The 24,387-nt window shown below is 43.6% G+C and carries 23 protein-coding genes and 1 other RNA gene; 14 read left to right on the top strand and 10 right to left on the bottom strand.

The genetic code is table 11. The annotated features are described in order from the left end of the window. The first annotated feature begins 23 nt into the window (after positions 1-23). On the top strand, positions 24-2,153 hold the full coding sequence (locus ABIB50_RS14175; protein WP_429380509.1) for a tetratricopeptide repeat-containing sensor histidine kinase: 2,130 nt from the start codon (positions 24-26) through the stop codon (positions 2,151-2,153). Here the strand turns inward: ABIB50_RS14175 and ABIB50_RS14170 are convergent. Then, positions 2,121-3,476, bottom strand: coding sequence for a GH1 family beta-glucosidase (locus ABIB50_RS14170; protein ID WP_429380507.1), 1,356 nt, complete (start codon positions 3,474-3,476; stop codon positions 2,121-2,123). The genes ABIB50_RS14175 and ABIB50_RS14170 overlap by 33 nt on opposite strands. A 256-nt stretch (positions 3,477-3,732) precedes the next feature. On the opposite strand from ABIB50_RS14170, the gene ABIB50_RS14165 reads away from it, so the two are divergent. The 5 genes from ABIB50_RS14165 to rnpB all read left to right on the top strand — a co-directional run bounded on the left by ABIB50_RS14165 (position 3,733) and on the right by rnpB (position 6,209). Continuing rightward, positions 3,733-4,224 carry a DinB family protein gene (locus tag ABIB50_RS14165; protein ID WP_429380505.1) on the top strand — a complete coding sequence of 164 codons (492 nt, stop codon included), beginning with the start codon at positions 3,733-3,735 and terminating at the stop codon, positions 4,222-4,224. A gap of 50 nt (positions 4,225-4,274) precedes the next feature. Beyond that, the gene (locus ABIB50_RS14160) at positions 4,275-4,679 is read left to right on the top strand and encodes a hypothetical protein (RefSeq protein ID WP_429380503.1); all 405 of its coding nucleotides are present in this window, start codon (positions 4,275-4,277) and stop codon (positions 4,677-4,679) included. 2 nt (positions 4,680-4,681) lie between these two features. Beyond that, positions 4,682-5,317, top strand: a complete 636-nt coding sequence (locus ABIB50_RS14155) for an SCO family protein (protein WP_429380501.1) — start codon at positions 4,682-4,684, stop codon at positions 5,315-5,317. Then, positions 5,314-5,733 carry a c-type cytochrome gene (locus ABIB50_RS14150; protein ID WP_429380499.1) on the top strand — a complete coding sequence of 140 codons (420 nt, stop codon included), beginning with the start codon at positions 5,314-5,316 and terminating at the stop codon, positions 5,731-5,733. The genes ABIB50_RS14155 and ABIB50_RS14150 overlap by 4 nt, the downstream gene beginning before the upstream one ends. Positions 5,734-5,821: 88 nt before the next feature. Beyond that, positions 5,822-6,209, top strand: an RNA gene (gene rnpB, locus ABIB50_RS14145) — RNase P RNA component class A. 61 nt (positions 6,210-6,270) lie between these two features. Here rnpB and ABIB50_RS14140 read toward each other — a convergent pair. Further along, positions 6,271-7,476, bottom strand: coding sequence for a glycoside hydrolase family 76 protein (locus ABIB50_RS14140; protein WP_429380497.1), 1,206 nt, complete (start codon positions 7,474-7,476; stop codon positions 6,271-6,273). A gap of 264 nt (positions 7,477-7,740) precedes the next feature. On the opposite strand from ABIB50_RS14140, the gene ABIB50_RS14135 reads away from it, so the two are divergent. Beyond that, positions 7,741-8,838 (top strand): MBL fold metallo-hydrolase, encoded by a 1,098-nt coding sequence (locus tag ABIB50_RS14135; RefSeq protein ID WP_429380495.1) that lies wholly within the window; start codon positions 7,741-7,743, stop codon positions 8,836-8,838. 247 nt (positions 8,839-9,085) lie between these two features. Here the strand turns inward: ABIB50_RS14135 and ABIB50_RS14130 are convergent, their stop codons facing one another. From ABIB50_RS14130 to ABIB50_RS14115, 4 genes are all read right to left on the bottom strand, one after another. After that, complete coding sequence (locus ABIB50_RS14130) at positions 9,086-10,288, bottom strand: PQQ-dependent sugar dehydrogenase (RefSeq protein ID WP_429380493.1); 1,203 nt, start codon at positions 10,286-10,288, stop codon at positions 9,086-9,088. A 491-nt stretch (positions 10,289-10,779) separates the two neighbouring features. Beyond that, entirely contained in the window at positions 10,780-11,283 is a 504-nt protein-coding gene (locus tag ABIB50_RS14125) for a hypothetical protein (protein ID WP_429380491.1), read from the bottom strand. Positions 11,284-11,399: 116 nt separating this feature from the next. Further along, entirely contained in the window at positions 11,400-11,960 is a 561-nt protein-coding gene (locus ABIB50_RS14120; RefSeq protein ID WP_429380489.1) for an REP-associated tyrosine transposase, read from the bottom strand. 123 nt (positions 11,961-12,083) lie between these two features. Continuing rightward, positions 12,084-12,887 carry a hypothetical protein gene (locus ABIB50_RS14115; protein WP_429380487.1) on the bottom strand — a complete coding sequence of 268 codons (804 nt, stop codon included), beginning with the start codon at positions 12,885-12,887 and terminating at the stop codon, positions 12,084-12,086. A 609-nt stretch (positions 12,888-13,496) separates the two neighbouring features. Here ABIB50_RS14115 and ABIB50_RS14110 point away from each other — a divergent pair. After that, entirely contained in the window at positions 13,497-13,979 is a 483-nt protein-coding gene (locus tag ABIB50_RS14110; protein WP_429380485.1) for a hypothetical protein, read from the top strand. Positions 13,980-14,268: 289 nt separating this feature from the next. Further along, the gene (locus ABIB50_RS14105; protein ID WP_429380483.1) at positions 14,269-14,799 is read left to right on the top strand and encodes a hypothetical protein; all 531 of its coding nucleotides are present in this window, start codon (positions 14,269-14,271) and stop codon (positions 14,797-14,799) included. Between the two features lie 274 nt (positions 14,800-15,073). On the opposite strand, the gene ABIB50_RS14100 is transcribed toward ABIB50_RS14105, so the two are convergent. Continuing rightward, positions 15,074-16,180, bottom strand: a complete 1,107-nt coding sequence (locus ABIB50_RS14100) for an AAA family ATPase (RefSeq protein WP_429380481.1) — start codon at positions 16,178-16,180, stop codon at positions 15,074-15,076. Positions 16,181-16,847: 667 nt separating this feature from the next. On the opposite strand from ABIB50_RS14100, the gene ABIB50_RS14095 reads away from it, so the two are divergent. Both ABIB50_RS14095 and ABIB50_RS14090 read left to right on the top strand, forming a co-directional pair. Beyond that, positions 16,848-18,224: a sigma-54-dependent transcriptional regulator gene (locus ABIB50_RS14095; protein WP_429380479.1), complete on the top strand. Its 1,377-nt coding sequence runs from the start codon at positions 16,848-16,850 to the stop codon at positions 18,222-18,224. Between the two features lie 108 nt (positions 18,225-18,332). Then, positions 18,333-18,854 carry a DinB family protein gene (locus tag ABIB50_RS14090; RefSeq protein WP_429380477.1) on the top strand — a complete coding sequence of 174 codons (522 nt, stop codon included), beginning with the start codon at positions 18,333-18,335 and terminating at the stop codon, positions 18,852-18,854. A 143-nt stretch (positions 18,855-18,997) separates the two neighbouring features. Here the strand turns inward: ABIB50_RS14090 and ABIB50_RS14085 are convergent, their stop codons facing one another. Beyond that, complete coding sequence (locus ABIB50_RS14085) at positions 18,998-19,513, bottom strand: SHOCT domain-containing protein (protein WP_429380475.1); 516 nt, start codon at positions 19,511-19,513, stop codon at positions 18,998-19,000. An 84-nt stretch (positions 19,514-19,597) separates the two neighbouring features. Between ABIB50_RS14085 and lepA the strand changes: the two genes are divergently transcribed. After that, positions 19,598-21,385, top strand: a complete 1,788-nt coding sequence (gene lepA / locus ABIB50_RS14080) for a translation elongation factor 4 (RefSeq protein WP_429380473.1) — start codon at positions 19,598-19,600, stop codon at positions 21,383-21,385. Between the two features lie 170 nt (positions 21,386-21,555). Continuing rightward, the gene (locus tag ABIB50_RS14075; RefSeq protein WP_429380471.1) at positions 21,556-22,437 is read left to right on the top strand and encodes a bifunctional 5,10-methylenetetrahydrofolate dehydrogenase/5,10-methenyltetrahydrofolate cyclohydrolase; all 882 of its coding nucleotides are present in this window, start codon (positions 21,556-21,558) and stop codon (positions 22,435-22,437) included. 56 nt (positions 22,438-22,493) lie between these two features. Here ABIB50_RS14075 and ABIB50_RS14070 read toward each other — a convergent pair whose 3' ends face one another. Together ABIB50_RS14070 and ABIB50_RS14065 are read right to left on the bottom strand one after the other, a co-directional pair. Further along, positions 22,494-22,832 carry a Rieske (2Fe-2S) protein gene (locus tag ABIB50_RS14070; protein ID WP_429380469.1) on the bottom strand — a complete coding sequence of 113 codons (339 nt, stop codon included), beginning with the start codon at positions 22,830-22,832 and terminating at the stop codon, positions 22,494-22,496. 6 nt (positions 22,833-22,838) lie between these two features. After that, positions 22,839-23,603, bottom strand: a complete 765-nt coding sequence (locus ABIB50_RS14065; protein ID WP_429380467.1) for a hypothetical protein — start codon at positions 23,601-23,603, stop codon at positions 22,839-22,841. Positions 23,604-23,757: 154 nt separating this feature from the next. Between ABIB50_RS14065 and ABIB50_RS14060 the strand changes: the two genes are divergently transcribed. After that, positions 23,758-24,381: a 7-carboxy-7-deazaguanine synthase QueE gene (locus ABIB50_RS14060; protein WP_429380465.1), complete on the top strand. Its 624-nt coding sequence runs from the start codon at positions 23,758-23,760 to the stop codon at positions 24,379-24,381. Positions 24,382-24,387: the final 6 nt, after the last annotated feature.

The following is a 24,387-nucleotide window of genomic DNA, read 5'->3' as shown; positions in this document are numbered from 1 at the left end:
CATCAGCCCCAGTAATTATTAGTTTGAATTGCCTTAACAAACATCAGTACGCTAAATATACCCTACGTAATTGGTGGTGGTTGCTGTTGGTACTGGCAATAACTTCCTGCAAACAAAAAAGCTCCGAAGCAATTGGTAATTCTGATGACTTTAAAAAAGCAGCTGTACATGTTGATGCCTTGTTTGCCAACAATCGTGCAGAACAGGCTATAACTGTGCTTGATTCGTTAATAAAACATTCCAATAACCTAACGCGCGAAGACAGGTACCGCACTTATGGTTACCGCTATTTTTATTACCACAAAGCGGGCGATCAAAAAAAAGCTTTATTGTACGCAGATACCATGCTTAATTTTGCTACACAAAGCGTAGCCGTAAATAAAAAACAATACATAAACCTTTATGTAGATGCTAATTTTGCATTGGTTGATACCTACTTCGCATTACAACAATATAATGATGCCTATCATCATCTTTTTCAGGGATATCTAATCGGAAAAAATAATTTCAACAAAGTCGTGTTGTCCTATTACCTATACCGCATGGGCATGATCACTTATAAAATGGGTAGTTACAAGTTGGCTAAAAACTACTTCAAAGAAAGCTACAATTATCTTGAGATAAACCCCAGTGATTTTGTGAACTTTTATCATGTGCAGGAATTGCTGGATAACATTGCCCTTAGCTATAAGCATAATAACCAGCTTGACAGCGCATTGATTTATTTTGACCGGTCTTTAAAATTCATTAACAAATACGGGCCGCAATTTAAGGACCGGCCAAAAATGATAGAAATTGCCCGCGGGGTGGTTTATGGAAATCAATCAGAAGTGTTGGTTTTACAAGGTAAGTATCAGCAGGCTATCCAGCTTTTAAAAAAGAGCATTGCAATAAACCTGCAAAAAGATTATGATAATAATGATGCTGCCTTCAGTGAAATAAAACTGGCCAAACTTTATTATGACCAGCATAGGGATAAAGAGCTGCTTGAGCTGTTAACCGCAGTGAGCAACCAGCTTAAAAGCATCAATAACTCTGATGTGGAAGCCGACTGGAACAACCTGATGAGCAAGTACTACCAGCGTAAAAATGATTTGCCTAAAGCCCTGGCATACCTGCAAACCTACAATACTGTTAAAGATTCGAATATTAAAAAACTCAATCTCTTAAAGGAGAGTGATATCAATAAGCAGTTTGACAGTTACGAAAAAGAGCGGCAAATAGAGCAGCTAAGCAATAACAATAAAATACAACTGATATCGCTTTACGTAATAATTGTTGTTACTCTAATGGCTTTGGTTATTATCTTCCTGGTTTACCGCAACTGGAAAAGATCAAAACAGGATGTAAAAACCGTTAACCTGCTAAACCAGCAGATTAATGAGCAAAACAGTGTATTGGAAAAAGCATTGGATGAGCTGAAAATAAGCAGCCAGGAAAAAGACAGGATACTACGTACCGTAGCGCATGACCTCAGGAACCCAATAGGGGGCATAGCATCATTAACTAAGTTAATGGCTGATGACGAATACACTGACGATCAAAAAGAACTGATAAACCTGGTTAAAGAAACATCGTATAATTCGCTTGAGCTGATCAATGAGATCCTGGAGGCAACAAACATCTCCTCTATCGAATTGAACCCTGAACTGGTCGAAATTAACTCGCTGGTAAATAACAGTGTGGAATTGCTTCGCTTTAAAGCATCAGAAAAGGGGCAAAAGATATTTTATGAACCCCTGAGCGCGCCTCTTGAATTATTAATAAGCCGCGAAAAGATCTGGCGGGTAATAAGTAACCTTATAAGTAACGCCATTAAATTTAGCCCTACCGGCGCGCCTATTTTTGTAAAGGTGGCTAAAGAGAAAGAACAGGTTATAATTTCGGTGTTGGATAATGGTATTGGGATCCCCGAAAAATTAAAGGACCAGGTTTTTAATATGTTTACTGCCGCGCAGCGCCCGGGTACCAATGGCGAAAAATCCTTTGGGTTAGGCTTATCTATCTGTAAACAGATCATTGAAAAATCGCACGGAAAAATCTGGTTTGACAGCAGTAACCACGGCTCCATATTCTTCATCGCCCTGCCTATAAATACAAACGGTGTGGCATCAGCCCAACTACCTAAGCAGGTTGGCATACCACAGTCCTGATGCTTTTACAGTGCGTTGTAAAGTTTCAAAATCAACATATATAATTCCAAACCTGGGGTGATAGCCTTCGGCCCATTCAAAATTATCGGTCAATGTCCAGATAAAGTAACCGCTTACTTTACAGCCTTCGTTTTTGGCTTTTAATACTTCCTGCAGGTATTGTTGCAGGTATTCAACACGCTGTGGGTCATTAACCTCGTCCTCAACCAGCTCATCTTTAAAAGCCGCGCCGCTTTCGGTAAGGTAGATCTTTTTGATCTGCGGATACTGGTTATACTTTTTAAGGATATGATAAATAGAAGCTGGGTACACTTCCCAGCCCATGGCAGTAATAGGTACGTTGCGCTTTTCGGCCTTAACCAAACTTGCATGGATATAGGGTGTAAAAAACGAGTGTTTAACTATCTCGCGGGTATAATTTTGCAGGCCTATGAAATCGAAATCAAACTTTACGTTATCCAAATCGCCCGGCAAAATATATTTATCCATGCCTTTAAGTACCGGGGTAAGCTCGGCAGGATACCCCAAACCTAATACCGGCTCAATAAATAAACGGTTAAGTAAAGCATCAACCCTTGTTGCAGCGATGATATCTTTCTGTTTATCAGAATAAGGTTCGATGTAGGAGCAGGAATAAGTGGTTCCTATCTCCGCATCAGGCAAAGCCTTGCGTAATATTTTACCGCCGGCGGCAATACTTAACGTAGCATGGTGTATGGCCGGTAAAAAGTTCTTTAGCCCTTTTCTGCCCGGTGCATGGATCCCTAAAAAGTACCCTGCTCCGGTAAATACAGATGGCTCGTTCATTACCATCCAATGTTTTACCCTGTCGCCAAAAGCAGTGGCACAAATGGTAACGTAGTTGGAGAACCAATCAATAACGGCACGGTTTGTCCAGCCGCCCTTTAGTTCCAGCGCGTGCGGCAGGTCCCAATGATATAAGGTGAGCCAGGGTTGTATACCTTGTGCCAAACAATAATCAATAACGCGGTTATAATAGTCAATACCAGCCTGGTTAACTTCGCCTGTACCGGTTGGTAAAATACGCGACCACGCTATCGAGAACCTGAAATTTGGAATATTAAGCTGTTTGATGAGGTCGATATCGTCCTGATACCTATTGTAAAAATCGGTTGCTGTACGGTGGTGATGGCCGCCCTTTATTTTACCTTTTTTTTGGGTAAAAATATCCCATACAGATTCGCCCTTGCCGTCGGCATCATGCGCGCCCTCTATTTGGACAGCCGCGGTTGATACCCCCCAGGTAAAATCTTCGCCGAAAAATTGTTTGTTTAGTACGGTATCCTGGATATTAGATTTCATTAAATTGAGCTACACAACGCCCAAATTGTATATTATAATTGTATTAAAGAAACGTTAGTAAAAATAAATTAGTGAATGAAAGATGACCTGATACTTTTTAAGATCATCCATTCGCGTAAGCTGTTGAATAAATTGACGATGAATTTCATAACAGTTTGTTTTAATTTTCAATACTAAGGTAAGGCTCCTGTGTGTGGTTATGATGTTGTTAATATTATGTTATTGTTAATGATTTAGTAACATCAAAGCTTTAATAATGTTTAATTTAGCCGTTATTATTACAATTACCATGAAGGATTATTTTATCAAACTATTTAACTACGATAAGTACACCAACCAAAAAATAGCCGAAACCATAGTAGCCGTAAACGGCCCCGAAAAACCGCTGCAATTGATGGCCCACCTGCTAACAGCCGAACAGGTTTGGCTGCGCCGCTTAAATGGCGAATACAAAATAAGCGTTGTTTTATGGCCCACCTGGCAGGCCGGCGAGTTGGAGCCGGTAATTAACGAAACACATGCATCGTGGGTGAGCTACTTAAACAACTTTACTGATGCGGACCTGGAGAAAACCATTACCTACCAAAATTTCCAGGGGCTTGAGTTTACCATGCGCGTGGTTGATATTATAACCCATGTAATAAATCATGGCACGCATACGCGGGCGCAGGCCGGCGTACATTTAAGGCTGGCTGGTGCCGAACAGTTGCCCGTAACCGATTTCTCTTTTTACATTAATACCATATAAGTAAGCTGCTTATTTACAATATTTGTAGTCCTGAAAACAACCCATCAACAATGAAAAAAATATTTATTGCCGCATTTGTTTGTTTGGCGCTTAACGCTTGTAAAGACCCTAAAGCCGATGAAAAAGCAGTGTTAAATGACGTTATTAAACTGCATGATAAAGCCATGGCATTTGACGAGCAGGTAATGCATAACAAAATGAAGCTTGACACTTTGTTGCTGGAAGCTAAAAACGACGAAGCCAAGGTCAGGATCAAGGATTTGGCCACTAACCTAAACAAAGCCGAAGTTGAAATGGAAAAATGGATGCAGGTTTTTGATCCGGGTAAGAAGGGCACACATGAAGAGATCATGAACTACCTGACAGATCAGAAAAAGCAGATAACAGTGGTCGACTCATTATTAGCAGGCTCGGTTAAAGAATCAGACGAGTATTTAAAACCGTTTAGAAAATAAGCATGAAAAAAATATTTGGTATTGCTTTTATACTGGCTATCGCTGCCTGCAAGTTTAACGGCGAACAAACGGCATTACCTTTTTACGGTAACCGCACGCCCACTACCGTAAATGGAAAAACAGATACCATTTACCAAACCATCCCCGCATTTAAAACGGTTAACCAGTACGGCGATAGCATCACCAATAAAAGCCTGGACGGTAATATTTATGTAGCCGATTTTTTCTTTACCACCTGCCCGTCCATCTGCCCTACCATGCACCGTAACATGCTTACGGTTTATGAAGCATTTAAGGCCGAGAAAGATATTAAGATCATATCCTACTCTATCGACCCAAAACACGACAGTGTAGCGGTGCTCAAAAAATATGCCGATAAAATGGGCGTTACGGGCAATACCTGGTGGCTGCTGCAAGGCAAGAAGGAGGAAATTTATAAGCTATCAGAAAGCTACCTGGTGGGCAAGCCTAAGGAAGACGCCCAGCAGCAATTTATACACGATGGTTTCTTTATTTTGATAGACAAGCAAAAGCACATTCGCGGGTTTTATGATGGCACCGTGCCCGAGCAGGTTGCCAACCTGATAACGGATATCAAAAAGCTAAAAAGCGAACCCGACCAAATAGTCGCTAAATGAAACTGAAAGTAATAAGCGGTATCGGGTTGCTATTGGGGCTATTAATTTTCTCATGTCAAAACGACGACGGGATCACCTTTAAGCGTTATTACTCAACGGGTAGCGTTGTATATCAAACTAAATGTCAAAACTGCCACGGTAAAGACGGGCAGGGCCTGTCATCCTTAATGCCGCCGCTTACAGATACTCCTTTTCTCAAAGCTAATAAAACCTCATTAGCCTGTTTTGTTAAATACGGAATAAAAGGCAAGCTACTTATCATCAACCACAAACCCTTTGAAGGCGACATGCCGGTAACCGACCTCGCCCCAATTGAAATTGCCGAGGTGCTGACCTATTTTACCAACTCGTTTGGTAATAATATGGGAATTGTTACAGCGCAACAGGTTAGTGACGATCTGGCTAAGTGTAAGTAGTCCGGTTCCCGCCACCACTTGCAAGAGGCGAATCGCACAAACCCCTCCCTTTGCTCTCCTATTTCCCGACTAAAACCCTACCTTTACCCCTGCAAAACGTTCTATCGCTGCTCCAACCTACGGGCGGGGCGGAGGAAAGTCCGGGCAACACAGAGCATCCTGCTTCCTAACGGGAAGGCGCCCGCAGCGGGCGACAGCAAGTGCCACAGAAAATAAACCGCCTTGTTTACAGGGTAAGGGTGAAAACGTGAGGTAAGAGCTCACGGCTTTCCCGGGCGACCGGGATCGCGGTAAACCTCAGGAGTTGAAAAACCAAATAGGTCTTGAAAGCGGGGCGGCTCGTCCCCTGTTCCCGATTTATCGGGAGCCGTCAAGATGGGTAGGTTGTTTAAGCCTGTCAGCAATGGCAGGACCAGATTAATGATAGAAGTCATCATTCGATGATACAGAACCCGGCTTACAGGTTTGCAGCTGATTAAGAAAACACCCCCGATTCGTCGGGGGTGTTTTTGTTATAGAGCAAGCTAATTGTTTTGGTTAGCGATAAAGGTAAACACCATTCATCATAGCAACGCCGCCGGTAGTTTCAAAGGCGTTTCGGTTGGTTTCGGCAGTGCGGGTGCCCCAGATGTTCCACATCAATCCGCGCGAGTTACGGATTGACCAGGCTTGCCCGGCATTATTATCCAGCCAGGCGCCATAGTTACTTACCGTACCGGTATTTTTAACAAAGCGGCAGGCCCAGCGTGCAAAAATGCTTTTCATGCCCTGGGTATCGGCGTTACCATTCTCGTCCTTTAAAATACCGCCCGATGTGATACATAAGTTGGTGCGGGCATAGTCCATTGCCTTGCTGCCCGTAGCCAGGTAACCGCCTGATGGGTATGGCGCCCTCATCAAATCGCAAGCGCCAATAAAGGTACCCTGCGTGTATGACAGCGGCCCCTCGGTAATGACACCCGAGTTGTTAATGGCGCCCTTAACTTCGCCGGTTGAGGCTACGTAAAGTTTGCTTATCATCCAGTCCATGATCAGCTTGGCTTTGTCGCGGTAGGCTACATCACCGGTGGCTTGGTAAAGCAGCAGGGCGCAGATAGCCGCCGGTGCGTTTACGCAGGTATTTTTGGTATTGTTGGCTGTTGTCCAGAACAAGCCGCCGCCATTAACCGAGGTGTTCCAGGCGCGGTTCCACATCATGTTAAAGTTATTTTTGGCCATGTCCAGCTGTCCGCCGTCATTGGTTATTTTCCAGGCGCGCACGCACATCAACGCTCCCCAAACCACGTCGTCGTTATAAATATTGCTGGTCCATAGCGTACCGTAGCCATCCCGCACCCCATTGTACAGGTATTGGATCTTGTCTTTAAAATCGGTGCTTGGGTTAACATCGTAAGCATCAATCAGCATTTCAATAGCCTCCTGCTGGGTCCAGAAATCCATGCGACCGGTGTGGCCTTCGTCTTTCCAGTAATAAGCTTTAAATGATGGCCCATAAGTGCCATATTGGTTATAAAACCGGTTGTTATAAACCTGCATAGCCACCAACGCTTCGTTTTTGGTAGGCAGCGTAGCGAAAGACAGGTCGGTACTTTCGGTTGGTACCGTAATACCCGGTGTAGTGTTGCTTTGCAGGTTGGCCTGGTCTTTTTTACAGCCGGCAAACATAGTGCTGGCAGCCAGTGCTATTAAAATTAATAGCCGGCCCGGGTAAGGGCATAAATCCCTAAGGTTGTTTCTTTTCATAATGTAATAATTAAGTGGTTATTTTTGGTTTACTTGCTCATTCGGCTTTTTCGCCTCGGGGGAAGGCGGGTACTGTAACACTTATAAAACATGATCTTAATTAGGTCAGATTAAGATGGTAAGGCTATTATACGCACATACCCTGCTTTAAGTTATAATACACAACAACACAGGGCGTTAATGGTTTTAACCGGGGTTTATGATGTAGCCTTATTACTTTATCTATAAAACAACTCTAACAAGCCGGCGTTAAATTGTATTACAATGACTAAAATAAATAACAAATATTTCAGATCAGGGGCATTTGCTGCGTTACTGGCCATATCGGCCGGCTGCGGCCTGTACAGGCAAATGGGGCAGGATCCGGAAGGTGAAGAGCTTGCCAGGATAGACACTTTGGCTAATTACAAAAATGGCAGTTTTGAAAACCTGGCCGAACGAGCCGACTCCACAATTAAGCGACGGTTTCTTTTTATGCGCAGTAAGCCTGAAAGTATCAGACCCTCTTTCGGGCTGCCATGGGTTAAAACTGATCTGAAGACGCTGACCGCTCCTGCACCCACCATCGTTTGGTTCGGGCATTCGTCATTACTTATCAAAACCGGGCAGGGTAATATCCTTATCGACCCGGTTTTTAGCAACCATGCCGGCCCGGTACCAGGCCTGATGACGGCTTTTCAAGGCACTACGCATTACCACGCTAAGGATATGCCGCCCATTGATGTGCTCATCATTTCGCACGACCACTACGATCACCTGGACTATCGCACCCTGAAAGCATTAAAAAACCAGATCAAAATAGCGGTAGTGCCAAAGGGTGTCGGTTCAAATTTGATATACTGGGGGTTTGACCCTAAAAAGATCATTGAGCTGAACTGGAACCAGTTTACCACGCTGCCCGGTGGCCTGCGTATTATCGCTACCCCGGCGCAGCATAAAAGCAACCGGTCGTATACCGCCGAAAATAAAACGCTTTGGGCATCGTACGTAATACAGGCAGGCACTTACCGGTTATTTTACAGCGGCGATAGCGGTTACGGGCCGCACTTTAAAAATATCGGCAAGCAATACGGCCCATTTGACCTGGCGCTGCTGGAATGCGGGCAGTACAGCCCCAACTGGCCGTGGACACACCTGCTTCTGGGCCAGGCTGCCCAGGCGGCTGTAGACCTGCAGGCCCGTTTGCTGCAACCCATCCATTGGGCAAAGTTTGAGGAAGCCGATCACCCCTGGAACGAACCCATAAAAAAGCTGGTGCCCGCTGCCAAAAAATTAAATGTCGAACTAAACGTGCCGCGCATAGGCGAACCTTATACACTGGGCCAACCGCCCAAGCATACGGTATGGTGGGATTTTGAGTGAAGTTTTTCTGACCGGGTGAGTAAACGGCGCGCGTTTATTACCGCCAACCCGCGTTAAGGATTGAAGCGGATACTCCGAAGGAGTCTTTTGGACCGGCCATGTTGCTAAGGCCTTGCGCAGTATGAGCGAAAAGCCTGACCCGCAGGGGAACGCCATTTTTAGTTAAGTAGTGATTAGTTGATTAGAGATTAGTTAAACGCGAAATACAACTAATCTCTAATCAACTAATCACTACTTAATCAACTATCTACTGCTTAGCTATCTTATACAGCTTACCGCTATCGGTACCGGCATAAATTGCGCCGTCTTTACCGGTGGCTATGCAGCGCCAGCGTTCGTGGCGGTTCTCTAACAGGCGCTCCTCGCCTACTACTTTATTGTTTTGGATAACCAGGCGGATAATGTGCGAGCCGCTTAGCGCGCCTACAAACAGGTTGTTTTTCCACTCGGCTATGTTGCCGGTATAAAACATCATACAGCCGGGCGATGTTACCGGGTCCCAATAATAAACAGGTTGCACGGTACCTTCTTTTTGCTGGATGCCGTCGCCAACCTTTTGGCCGCTGTACTCAATGCCGTAGGTTACAACAGGCCAGCCATAGTTGCCGCCCGGTTTAATCAGGTTGATCTCGTCGCCGCCGCGCGGGCCAAACTCGGCCTCCCAAAGGTCGCCGGTTGCAGGGTTAATAGCAAAGCCATCCGGGTTACGGAAACCAAGGGCATAAATCTCGGGCTTAGCACCCGCAGTGCTCATGAACGGGTTACCGGCAACCGGTTTACCCTCTTTGGTAATGTGGATGATCTTGCCGGTAGTAGCGCCAAGGTCCTGAGCTTTTACGCGGATATCGCCAGCCTGGCGGTCGCCGCTGCTGATGAACAGGTTGCCCTGCTTGTCAAACACAATACGCGATCCAAACTGGCCGCCGCTTTTTTTATAGTGCGGTGTCGCCTCCCAAATTACCTTTACATCCTCCAACTTCGTATCATCGGCAGATAGTTTGCCTTTAGCTACAGCCAGGGTCGAGGTGCCCTCCTCCGTCGGTTCAGAAAAGGTCCAGTACACCATGCGGTTTTTCACGAAATCCGGGTCGATGTTCACATCCAGCAAACCACCCTGCCCCTGGAACACCACCGCCGGGAACCCCGTGATCGTCTTATCCAGTTTACCGGCAGTAGTAAAAATCTGCATCGTGCCCGATTTACCGCTTACCAGCAGCCGCCCGTCAGGCAGCACGTGCAAGCCCCACGGCAGCATCAAGTCGGTAGCAATAACTTCGTCCTTATAAGGCGTTTGTGTTTTAACACTGCCAATGCGGGTTTGGCCGGCAAAGGCGGGCTTATAGTCGCTGTTGGCTTTGTTTTTTTCTACCGGTTCGCCGGTTTGGGCCGTGCAGGCCGTAGTTGCCAGCGCAAGCGTGGCAGCTAATGTTAATGACTTATAAAATTTCATGCTCATCATATCTATTGGTGTTAATACCAGTTAAGGTACAATGTTATGGGCAATATGTTTAATTACATCATGTTTTTTACAGAGGGATGCTATGAGCGATGCCAATGGCATTCCCCGATTTTAATCGGGGCCACGCTGTACGTTCATACGACTGCAGGCGTTAGGCGCGAAGGCCGGTATCCACTCCCATCGTTAACGCGGCCGGCGCGCAATGGCACGCAATGGTTTATAAAGTCACGAGTACGCCACGATTTTGCCCTGCGCTGCATACTCGCGCCAGAGGGGGGGCAGGCCGCTCGACCATTTATAGCGTCACCAGTACTCCACGCTTTATCCTGCGCTGCTTCGCGCCAATCGAAAATAAATTAAATATAAGGCAGAAATAAAGAAAACTTGATTTCTATAATTTTAGAATGCTATTCATTTCCCTGAAAGCAAATCTTTACAGGGAAACGAATAAAGCAGTCATTGTTCAACATTCGATTTTAAACTTATTGAAGCTTGCGTTTTCGTTTTTCCAGAATCTCTTCGCGGTTGGAGGTTTTCAGCACTATAGAATCTGCTAAATTATCGAATGACTTCAGGGACGTTTCGTCTACAACCACATCATCTGAAGCAGAATATAACATTCCGTCGAGTTTAAGCGGTAGTCTTCGCTTTGAAGTGCTGACATTGTGTTTCTTGTAGATGTCGCCAATTTTAGTCAGTTTTACCCCAGCTGTAGGGGTTACAATAAAAACAACATTTGCACTTGAACCAAACCGCTTTTGCACCAGGTCAGCCCTCATTTGTTCTAATTTAGCAATTTTCGAATTGTTTATAATCAGATTATGTGTTACCATTAACTCCTTACCTGACGAAGGTGACAACACAATATATAAAGTTGAAAACTTTTCTCTTGGTTTTTGATTAGCGTGTTCTGCAAGCGGATTTTGAGCCAATAATATCGCGGGGAAAAACATTGCCCCCAACATCAGTTTTATGTTTATTTTCATATTTTATATAATTATTTTTTACTATAAATTGTGCGCACACCTACTCTGGCGCGAGTATGCAGCGATGGCCGGGCGCGGGGCGTACTCGTGCCCCGTATGCTTAGTAAACAACTATCTTAATAAACCATCGGGTCAACTAAAATTATTTCAATTAATCCAGGGATGCCACAATAATCGCGTGCGCTGCTGTATAAATAATCTTCGGGTCGTTCAACTATACCTGCCACAGCCGGGTTATTATGTATATAATCCAATTTTTGGTATAATATCTTTTGATCGTATAATTCAATAGGATGATTGTCTTGCTGCCATAGCTGGAAATTTACATTTTGACTGTTCTTTTTACCGGCTCGCTCCATCATCCATAACATCCATTCGCTTCGGCTCTCGCCCGGGTGGTTTTTTATGGCGGCTTTTAAAGCTACAGAAGTATGCTTTTTCATGTCGCGCAAAATGTCTTCCATTTTTTCACCATGGCTGCCAATAATCATGTGCACGTGACTGGTCATTATGCACCAACCATATATTTCAAGGCCCTTATTTAGCTGGCAATATCGCCACGATGCTAATAAGATATCTTTGTACTCGTTACGGATAAACAGGTCTATCCAGTTTACAACGGCAAAGGTTACAAAGTGTAATTGCTGCTGATCCTGAAATTTGTATTTGACACTCATTTATAAATAAAAGTACATACTTACGGTCATTATGCAAATTTGACTTTACGGTTTAATAAAGTCACGAGTACGCCGCGCTTTTGCCCTGCGCTGCATACTCGCGCCAGAGGGGGGGGAACTGCATCATAGGATTTTGTCGATAATATTCTGCAAATTTTTTATAGAAGTATCAATATTTTTCATTTCAGAAACAGCTTTGGTCAACTCCACTCCAAATTCGTTTTGAAAGTATTTCGATAGAATACGTTTTTCACAATTTATTAGTTCTGTAGTTAATTTTACATCCTGTTGAAGTTGCTCTTGCTTCATCGAAAAAATGACCGAAATTATTACTACTAAAAATAATATGCCAACTATAAGGAATGATGAAAGTTCTACAATTCTAGCAATGATTGATATTGGCTTTACTAATTCAATGTCACCAAATGTTATGGTTTTGAAGGTATAATAGAAAAAATCAAAACCAGGAGTGTTCCCGTTGTAGTTAAAGTTTGATGGATCAACCTTATAAAGTTGATAATTTAAAAACCAGAAACTCACGATTGATAATATCAAAAACCAAAACGCTCCTATTATTGAGGATAACAAATATGATTGCTTAGTTTTAAACCCATTAAGCTTTTCGGCTATAATTTCAAAAGCAGTTACAGCTAAGATACTTCTTGTGATTTGCTTGTCCTTTTTTATTTCCACCTCCAATTTATCATCACCTTGTTGGTTTATATAGGATTTGATTACAAATGATTCATCTGTGTCATTTCTCTGAATGAATTCTTTTAGCTTTTTTTCAATTATTTCCCCAAAAAGCGTTGGTGTACTAAAGGACTCTCTTAATGTTTCATATATATAAAATATATAAAAATACGTCCATACGATTATTACGGCCCACCTACTTAATTCATTGTTAACTCCGATATAGATAATCAAAGCGATTAAGATTAGACTAAAATGGAAAAGGCTTCTTTTGTAATGATAAAACTTTGAAAAAACCGAACTTATATAATTTCCAAAAAGATAGATTTTACCTTTATTCAAAATGGTCTTTGGTATAAACCAAAAACATAATAGGATTGGGTAAAATAGAAATGCTAACGCCCAGTACCATCTCAAAAAAAACAGTGTCGTTACCAACCCTGCGATATATAACAGTGGTATTATAACGGTAAGATTGTAAATGCCTAATTTGTCAACGATTGCGACGTCAACGCGAAATACCAATAGTAATATTCCCAGGGACCAAAAAAAAGTAAATAGTACGTGTTTAAAAAAAAAGTTAAAATTGATTTTCTTGTTTAGATTAAGGTTCAGGAAAGTCATTAGATTAATTAAAGGTTTGTCGCATACATAATAAAGATAGGATACATTTTAAACTTTTCAATTATATTTAAAGGAAAACGACTCATAACATCAAGTAAATATGTGAACCGAAAGGCCGAGCGATTATATTTCACTATTTCACCCGCTGGCGCAAGTATGTCGGGATGACTTGCGCGTAAAAGCTACTTGTGCCTTTAATTAATATACTTATATTTAAATATGAGTACAAGGTATAAATTTCATGACCAGGCAATGAAATCATTAGTAATATTTTGCTTAAGTCTATTTGGGTTCTTTTGTTCATCAAGTGCACAAGAGTTGATAAAGAAAGACACCATGTATTACCTTTTAGATACGCTTAAAATTCCGATTAATGACAGGATGATAACATTAGCCGAACAAGAAGGCGACGGCAAATTCTTCCTGATAAATTGCCCTTGTTTAAGCCATGATGAAAAACCGCAGTTTTATTATCGGATCTCGAAAAAGATATCGGTGTCAAAAAAAATGTTCAATTCAATCAAGTTAATAAGCTTAACATCGCTCATAGAAATTACTAAAAAAAGTGGCAACGATTTTAGTAATAAATATGTTTTTTATATGATTGAACCCGATAATAAATCTTACGTCATGCATCAAAGCTATTTTATTGGGCGGGTAGATATAGAAGTAGATGACTCTTTCATAATAAAAAAACAGTAGAATTTGACTTGGCATCAGGTGTAAATTTCATAACCAGGAAATGAGATCAGTATTAATACTTTGCTTAAGTTTATTTGGATTCTTTAGTATAATAGCCAGTCTTATCAATGCGCAGTTTCACACATGCCCAAAAGCAAATTAATATTAATAACCCCCGCTAGCGCAAGTATGTCGGGCTGGCCGCGGGCAAAGGCTACTTGTGCTTTTACAACTAACTGTAATATATACCTATATTTAAATATGAGTATCCGATATAAATTGCATGATCAGGAAAGGTTGTTTTTGTAAAATGAAAAATGCAATACTATTAATTGCATGCACCTTATTAAGTTTAGGATGCTTTGCACAACGCTTTCAGATCGATGAATCAGTTGATGTTGCTAAGCCTGCTAAATTAGAAAAATTAACGAAAGCTGAGTTTTTGCGTTTTAAAAAAGAAAAATTAAAAGATAGTGTATTGTATATCGACAATGTGCTGCATAATGCTGAAGGCAACTACAGGATCGGTGATGTGCTTGTTAATTTAAAAGTGCAACGGGGAAAAATGCCCCCTACCAGGTTATTAACAATGAAGAAGGCTATGGAGCCTGAGCCCGACGAAAAAAGAGATCCAAATTCCGTAAGAATTGAAACCATTAATGGCAGGCAGATTTTACTAATAGAAACACAAGATTATGGCATGAAAAGTTATATATTCTATACGATTAACGAGAAAAATACCATTTTGGTGCACGGTATTATCCAGGGCCTGGTTGCTGATGACGAACAACTTAAAAGTATCATAGCTAATTTTGTAAGGACGGCACGTTATAAGGATTAACTACGCTGCTGTCCGGAGAACGTGCGGAAATTAAGACAATCAATTAATCAAATAATCAGCGGTTCAGACTAAAGGCCAGGCGCGCAGGCCGCGTTAGTGATGGAAATGGATACCGGCCTGCGCCTAACGCCTTGTGCGCGTATGAATGAACAGCACGGGCCGCAGGCAACGCCATAATTAAGTTGGCAGCTCCTATCGCTTCGTTAACCCCTCCCTACACCCTCCCGTTGGGAGGGAATCGCACGGGCCGATGCTTTTTCCATACTCATTCCAATCAATCCCCCACCCGCTCAACCCGTTTCACAATCCTATGCACGGTACTGAACGACAAGCCGGTTTCGGCGGCGATAGCGCGGAGGGTAAGGCCCTGGCTGTTTAGGGTGGCTACGCGATCCTCCACAAATTTGCGTTGCTGCTCGGTGTAGTGCAGCAAATGCGTGGCTTCGTGGCCGTTGCCTTCAAAATCAAAATGCAGGAAGCTAAAGGGTTTGATCATTCGGCACAGCCGAACATTGTCGGCCCCGTAAACCTGGCCGCCGCTGCGCTGTTTGATCTGTTTGAGGTAACGCAGGCCTTTGTTGGTTTGGCTCTCGCCAATGGCAAAGGCGCTGTCGGCAAAGTTGATGAGCATTTTACTGCCCTGCAGATCATTACGGCTGATGGGTTTGGCGGGATTACGTTTGGGCGTATGCGCCAGCACCAGGATAGACAGGCCATACTGGCGCTTAAATTCCTGCAGCTTGTTCATCAAACTTACGGCGCTGGCGGCTGCCTCGGTACCGCTGCGCAGGCAGGTAATGTTATCAATAATTAAAATGCGGGCGCGGGTGGTTACCAGCACGTTTTCGATCGCGTTGTTTAAATAGTCGGCATAGGTGGCAAATTTGCGCGCGCCTTCGGCATCGGGATTAAAAATAAGGCGGGTAAAGGCAGGGCCAAATTCATACCTGCCATACACATCGCTGCTGTACCGCTGCCTGAACTGGTGGGCACTTAGCTCGAAATCGAAATACAAAACCGTCTCGGGTTTACCATCTGTTCCGAAACCGGGGATGGCCACACCCCGGCTCAGGGCATCGCCTATTTGCACGGCCAGGATGGATTTACCCACGTTGGTATCGGCAAACATAATGCAAAGCTCGCCGCGATACCAAAAATCGCCGAACAGCATGGGCGGCTCGGGCTGGCTGCGGTCGGGTGGTTCCAGCCAGTCGGCCGCGGGCTTCATAATGAAAGCGTCCTTGCTGTCGGCCGGGCTGCGCAAAAGCTCATTCAGTTTATTATTCTCTTTGTTGGTTAAGGGCCTGTGCGCCATGGTGCGGATAAGCTCGATCTCCAAAGGTCGCTCGGCCGAGGGGTGGTTACGGTAATGATCGTTCATAAATTTTAAAGGATTTTATGCAAGGTAGCGAGGTTTGGGTTGTGAAATGGTGACACTGTTTTGTCAGTAGGTTTGTCGGTTATCTATCGGCGTCGACTCACCCCGACTACACTTCGCTGGTCGACCCTCTCTTCCGCAAGCGGGAAAGAGGGTTGTTTTTTTAGAACTTCCCTACCCTCTTTCCGCCAAAGGCGAAGAGAGGGTGATCCAGCGAAGCGCAGATCGGGTGAGTAAACGGCGCGCGTTCATTAACGCAAATATCCGTAACCTCGGGCAGATACTTGGTGACACTGCTTTGTCAGTACCCTAAAATCTTGTTTCACAACATCCAAAATGTGAAACAAAAAACCTGTTTCAGGGGGCTAAAATGGCGGTATTTGTAATTATTTAATTATCAGAAAATTAGTTAAAATTCAAACATAAATTTACTGACGTAAAAGTTGTTTCATTTTGTTTCACCGGTTTTTTATAAAGTAATTATTATCAATGATTTAGGTTAAAATGTTGTTTCACGTGTTTCATTTGATTCGTGTATTCGTGAAACAAAACAGGGTGACGCTAAAAAAATCACACGCTACTAAAACAAGTCGGGCTTAAAAGTGTTTAGTTTCCTATACAATACCTATATTAGTAAACGTTATTACAGCATAATCTATCCTTTAAACAAATGGCTAAAATTTTAATAATTGACGATGAGCGCGCTATCCGGAGCACGTTGCGCGAGATACTTGAATACGAAGACTACGAAGTTGAAGATGTCGACAACGGCATAGACGGCCTCGACCTGATAGCCAAAAACGATTTCGACCTGGTACTGTGCGACATAAAAATGAGCCGCATGGATGGCATGGAGGTGCTAAGCGAGGGCCTGGCTATTAAACCAGATCTGCCTTTCATCATGATATCGGGCCATGGCACGGTTGAAACCGCTGTGGAGGCCAGCAAAAAAGGGGCATTCGACTTCATCTCTAAACCACCGGATCTTAACCGCCTGCTAATCACCGTACGCAACGCGCTTGACCGCGGGAGCCTGGTGGTTGAAACCAAGGTATTAAAACGTAAGGTATCAAAGGTTCGCCCAATTTTAGGCGAGTCGACCCCTATTGCCAAGATCAAAGAAACCATAGACCGCGTTGCCCCTACTGATGCCCGGGTATTAATTACCGGCGCAAACGGTTCAGGTAAAGAGCTGGTGGCCCGTTGGCTGCACGAGAAATCAAACCGCAGCAACGCCCCATTGATCGAGGTTAACTGCGCGGCTATCCCGTCGGAGTTGATAGAGAGTGAGTTGTTTGGGCATGAGAAGGGTTCGTTTACCTCGGCCATAAAACAGCGCATAGGTAAGTTTGAGTCAGCATCGGGCGGCACTTTATTTATGGATGAGATTGGCGATATGAGCTTATCCGCGCAAGCGAAAGTATTACGCGCCTTACAGGAAAACAAAATAACCCGCGTTGGCGGCGAAAAAGAGATAGATGTGGATGTACGCGTAGTAGCGGCAACCAACAAGGACCTGTTAAAAGAGATTGAGGCCGGTAACTTTAGGATGGACCTTTACCACCGCCTAAGCGTTATCCTGATCCACGTACCGCCGTTAACTGAGCGTCGTGACGATATAGCACTGCTTACCCAAAGCTTTTTAGAAGAGATCTGCACGGATTACGGCATGCCGGTTAAAAAGGTGTCTGAAGGCGCTATGGAGGCCCTTAAAGCTTTACCGTGGACGGGCAACATCCGTGAGCTGCGTAACATGGTTGAGCGCTTGATCATACTGAGCGATAAAACTATCACCGAGGATGATGTTAAGGCATTTGCCAACCCATCGGCCCCGGTTGCAGCATCGGCACAACCCGCCGCGCCGCAAACCGACTTTAACCAGTTTAAAAACTTCCAGGATTATAAAGACTTTGCCGAACGCGAGTATATTAAATTCAAACTGGAAAAGAATAACTGGAACGTATCAAAAACTGCTGATGACATTGATATCCAACGCAGCCACCTATATAGCAAAATAGAAAAGTACGGATTGAAGCGCGGCGAATAAGATAACCTTGCAAAATCCCGGATGCGGAGTATATGCTGTTAAAAGACAGAAATATTCCGCATCTTCGTTTTATAATAAACTGAAATCATTAACCAAATACCTCACATCATGAAAAAATTAACCTTATTAGTAGCCTTGTTTGTTATTGCCTGTACATCAGCGTTCGCGCAGATAACCCGTGAGCAATCGGTAGCCGAATGGAAACGCGCAAAAGCTTACTCCAAAGCCTATTTAGATGCTATGCCGGCAGATGGCTACACGTTTAAAGCAACGCCCGAAGTACGTACGTTTGCCCAGCAATTTCTGCATTTAGCAGATGCTACTTATTACTTTATCACGTCGGCCAGCGGCAAGCCAAGCCCGATTGGTAAAGTATCTGTCGAAAAAACTGTAGCGCAAACCAAAGACGCTACAACCAAAGCGGTCTTGGATAGCTATGATTTTGCCATCGCCACTATTGAAGGCATGAGTGATGCCGATATGCAGCAAATGGCATCAGCCGAAGGCATGAAGGCCACCAAGGGCCTGATATTAGCCAAAGCGTTTGAGCACCAGACACATCATCGCGGCCAAACAACGGTTTACCTGCGTTTAAAAGGCGTGACCCCTCCGGGCGAAATGCTGTTTTAAGACACTAACCACTACGCTAAAGCCATTTCGCCTTATGGGACGAAATGGCTTTTTTATTTATATGCTTATTTATAGAATTATTTAAAATTTGAGTGAAACACTTAACGTGAAACACGCCTAAGCATCTTAGGTAGATGCAATTATTAGTTCAATAACTTCTTTTTCTGCGCCTCATATTCGGCTTGGGTTATAGCGCCCGAGTCAAGCAGCCCTTTAAGTTTTTTGATCTCGTCAGCAACCGATCCCGCTGTTGGGGGGTTAGCACTGTCCAGAGTTTTGCAGGGTTTAACTTCGCAAGCCTCAATGGCATCGTCAATAAAAACGGTGTAGCGCATCGGTCCGCCGGGATTTACACCGAACATATATTTATCAACCCCATTAATTTTCATTTTACGAATGCTTTTTACGGTAGCTGTAGCATTGGCAAACTCTTTGGGCAGGCTACGCGTACTGCGTGGGTTTGGTATTAACCCGTGATCTTCCAGGTATAAAAAAGACCCATCCGGCTTAGTACCCCTGCCCAATCGTACAGTATCACCCACATGATAAGTTACGCCGTTTGATGCTTTATATTCGGTAACCGATGTCCCGCCAAATAAACCTTGCGCTTTGGTTAAAAAAGGAATAAGTAGTAGGGTTGCGAATAATATTCTTTTCATAAGGTTGTTAAGTGATTTGAACAAGGTAGGTAATTCCCAACAAATATGCCAATTTATCGCCCAAAAAACCTATTTTTGCGCTGAATGAAGCACATACGTAATTTTTGTATAATAGCACATATTGACCACGGTAAAAGTACCCTTGCCGATAGGTTATTAGAGTATACCAATACCATTACCCAACGCGAAAGCCAGGCCCAGTTGCTTGACGATATGGACCTGGAGCGCGAGCGCGGTATCACCATAAAAAGCCATGCCATACAAATGGATTATGAGCTTGACGGGCAGAAATATGTTCTGAACCTGATAGATACACCCGGCCACGTGGATTTTTCGTACGAGGTATCACGCTCAATTGCTGCCTGCGAGGGCGCGTTGCTGATAGTTGATGCGGCGCAGGGCATCCAGGCGCAAACCATATCCAACCTATATTTAGCGTTAGAGAACGACCTGGAGATCATCCCGGTACTAAACAAAATGGACCTGCCCGGTGCTATGCCCGAGGAAGTTAAGGACCAGATTGTTGAACTGATAGGTTGCAAACGCGAAGATATCTTAGCTGCATCGGGCAAAACCGGCTTGGGTGTTTATGATATTTTACGTGCTATTATCGAGCGTGTACCCGCCCCTGTTGGCGACCCGGAAGCTCCTTTACAGGCGTTGATATTCGATTCGGTTTACAACTCGTTTCGTGGTATCGTGGCTTACTTTAAGGTTGTTAATGGCGAGATCCGCAAAGGCGACCGGGTAAAATTCTTCGCTACCGAAAAGCAATACATTGCGGAGGAAGTTGGTACACTTAAGTTAAAACAATTACCAAAGGACGTTATTAAAACCGGCGACGTAGGTTATATTATATCTGGTATCAAAGAATCGCGCGAGGTAAAAGTTGGCGATACCATAACTACCATTGCACGCCCATGCGAAGGCGGGATACAAGGTTTTGAAGAGGTTAAACCGATGGTGTTCGCGGGAATCTATCCTGTTGATACCGATGATTTTGAAGAGCTGCGCGAATCAATGGCCAAGCTGCAATTGAATGATGCTTCGCTGGTTTTCGAGCCGGAATCATCTGCCGCTTTAGGCTTTGGTTTCCGTTGCGGTTTCCTGGGCATGCTGCACATGGAAATTATCCAGGAGCGTTTGGAGCGTGAATTTAACATGACGGTTATTACTACCGTGCCCAACGTGTCGTACCTGGCCTACTCTACCAAAAACGAAGAAATTACAGTTAACAACCCGACTGACCTACCCGATCCAAGCAAAATTGATCGCGTAGAAGAACCATATATTAAAGCAACTATTATCACCAAGTCTGACTTTGTTGGCCCTGTGATGTCGCTTTGTATCCAAAAACGTGGGTTTGTTAAAAATCAATCATACCTGACATCAGACCGTGTTGAATTGGTTTTCGAGATGCCAATGGGCGAGATCGTTTTTGATTTCTACGATAAGCTAAAGACCATATCAAAAGGTTACGCGTCGTTTGATTATCACCAGATAGGTTACCGTCCAAGTGACCTGGTACGTTTGGATATCAAATTAAACGCTGAGCCGGTTGATGCTTTATCATCATTGATCTTCAGGGGTAACTCTTACGATTTTGGTAAAAAGATCTGCGAGAAACTGAAAGAGCTTTTACCGCGCCAGCAGTTTGAGATCATTATACAGGCATCTATAGGTGCCAAGATCATAGCCCGCGAAACTGTTAAAGCCATGCGTAAAGACGTTACCGCCAAATGTTATGGCGGTGATATATCGCGTAAGCGTAAACTGTTAGAGAAACAAAAAGCCGGTAAAAAACGCATGCGCCAGGTAGGTAACGTAGAGATACCGCAAAGCGCGTTTATGGCGGTGTTGAAGTTAGACTAAGCCGTGAGGATTGTTTCGCCGCCCGTCATTGCGAGGAACGAAGCAATCTCTACACATGCTAATCAATTGGGAAAATTACATTCATGGCGAAAGCCTTATTTAAATAATCGCGTACGATACTATCTCATTAGAGATTGCTTCGTTCCTCGCAATGACGCTTTATTAGTATTATGCAGCTTTTAGACGGAAAATACGTATCAGAAAAATTAAAGGTTGAAATAGCAACCGAAGCAGCTAAAATTTTAGCAGAAACCGGGCGCAAGCCACATTTGGTTGCTGTATTGGTTGGTCACGACGGTGGCAGCGAAACCTATGTTGCCAGCAAGATAAAGAACTGCGAGAACGTGGGTTTTAAATCAAGCCTGGTACGTTACGAGGATACCGTTACTGAAGAAGAGCTGCTAAAAAAAGTAAAAGAGCTAAATGCTGACGCGGATATAGACGGCATTATCGTTCAGCTTCCCCTACCCAAACATATCGACCCTGAAAAAGTAACCGAGCGAATTGACTACCGCAAGGATGTTGACGGCTTCCACCCCGTTAACCTGGGACGCATGCAGCGTAACTTGCCATCGTTTATCCCGGCTACGCCTTATGGCATAACATTAATGCTGAAAGAATACGGCATTGACACTGTTGGCAAGCATTGCGTGGTTGTGGGCCGCAGCAATATTGTTGGCTCGCCTATGAGTATCCTGATGGCAAGGAACACCACTCCGGGCAACTGTACGGTAACCATTTGCCATAGCCGCACTCCTGATATCAAAAAGTTTACGCTTGACGCTGACATCCTGATAGTAGCCATAGGCAAAAAGAATTTTATTACTGCTGATATGGTGAAAGACGGCGTAGTAGTAATTGACGTAGGCATGAACCGCGAAACATCAACCGTAACCAAATCGGGCTTTAAGCTTTATGGTGATGTTGACTTTGAAGGTGTCGCACCAAAATCATCCTATATAACCCCCGTACCCGGTGGCGTTGGCTTAATGACCATTATTGGCTTGTTGAAGAATACCTTGGCTTCGGCTAAGAAAGAAGTGTATCAATAATCTTTTTTGTCATTGTAATTTCTATGATAAAAGCAAATTAGAATGACAAGTTCCTTTTATTTAAATGCGTTTTTTACCCTCTCCAAAAAAGACCTTATCCCTATATAAACCCCATCCTCCCTTATTTCAACGGGATACGTATCTACAAAATCATTTTGTCCCGGATCGCCTTTACCTGTATGAATATCGTAAGCATAACGATGAATCGGGCAGATCAATTTCCCATCTTTACACCAGCCGCCGCTTAACTCACCACCGGCATGCGGGCAGGTTGAACCAAGCGCGTAAATACCGCTATCATAACCAACCAAACAAATGCCTTTGCCGGCTAATTTAACTTTTTTAATAAAAGGGTGGTTGGTGGGCTGAAGGTTGGGTACTTTATACCAGGTCATATCCGGTTAAAAATCGATCTTCAGGTTCATAATCGACGGATCCTTAATAGCATCGTCCATGGTAGTTACCAGTGTAACCTTGCGCCTGTCGGCAGATACTATGGCTTTAGCATTATTTACCTTTTTAACAGGCTTGGCGAAATTCAATACTACTTTATAAGGCATATCTATCAGCATAGCTTTGGCCATGTTTAATGTGCTTTGGGTTTTCTTTAAAAACGCGTTAAACTTAACCTTATCAACTATGCGGTAAAATTTATGCGGAGTAACTTCGTACTGGTAATAATCCTGGCCGGCAATCAATTGCTGTGTATCAAAACCTCGGGCCTGGGCGCTGCTTTTTGCAACCGCTCCTAATTGGCTACCCATCGGCATTTTTGAAAAATGCTCCAGGTAGTATTGTAATTCGGCGGCGTTTTTTGCCGAGTGTGTAACACTCATCTTCATGATATTTTTTTGCAGGTCCATTTTAATGGCCAGGTTACTGTGCTCGGCCATTGTAAACTCCTCTTTGCTTAGTTTGCGTTCAAGGCTATCGGGTACGGCGGCTAAAAAGCTCATGGTGGTATCCTTCACCAGGTTAAACTGGGCGCTTTTTTTCAGAGAATCGGTCATTAAATTTTTAAAAACCGATATGGCGCGGCCCATATCAAACCCATAAACTACATTACATGACCCATCAAGTTTAAAGTCGTAATGCTCCTCAATATCCACACATGACGTGAAACTAAGCATTAAAATAAAGACGATGAATTTGTAATGTTTCTTCATTGAATCAAACTTAATGAAATAAGCTGAAAGGTAAAAGCAAAAAGCTTAAAGCTTTTGTTAATAGTTAGTTTCGCAATTGTAAAGTCATACTTTAAGTGCTTTCTGCTTTAAGCCTTCTGCTTTCGGCTCAAAAAATTTACCTTTGCGCCCTATTATGGCACACCAGGTTCCGGACGACGGCACATTACTTCCTTTAATGGAAGAGTTTTATACGATACAGGGCGAGGGATATCATACCGGTAAAGCGGCATATTTTATTCGCCTTGGTGGCTGTGATGTGGGCTGCCACTGGTGCGATGTTAAAGAAAGCTGGGACGCCGAACTGCACCCGCTAACCACTGCCGATAAAATTGTTGAAAATGCCATGCTTTACCCGGGCAAAGCCGTAGTTGTTACCGGCGGCGAGCCATTGATCTACAACCTTGATTATCTTACAGCGCAATTACAGCAAAAAGGCATCAAAACTTTTATTGAAACATCAGGCGCTTATCCCCTTTCGGGCCATTGGGACTGGATCTGTTTATCGCCTAAAAAGTTTAAGGGGCCTACCCTGCAGGTTGCGCAACATGCCAATGAGTTAAAGGTTATCATCTTCAATAAATCCGACTTTGAATTTGCTGAGCACAACGCTACCCTGGTAGGCGAAGGCTGCAAATTATATTTACAGCCCGAGTGGTCGAAATCAAAAGAAATGACGCCGCTTATAGTTGATTATGTTATGAATAACCCTAAATGGGAAATATCTTTACAAACGCATAAGTATTTAAATATCCCCTAATAGTTT

It is taken from the genome of Mucilaginibacter sp. UYCu711 (assembly GCF_050433825.1).
In the GTDB taxonomy this organism is placed as follows: domain Bacteria; phylum Bacteroidota; class Bacteroidia; order Sphingobacteriales; family Sphingobacteriaceae; genus Mucilaginibacter.
This window is presented reverse-complemented; position numbering and strand designations above follow the sequence as displayed.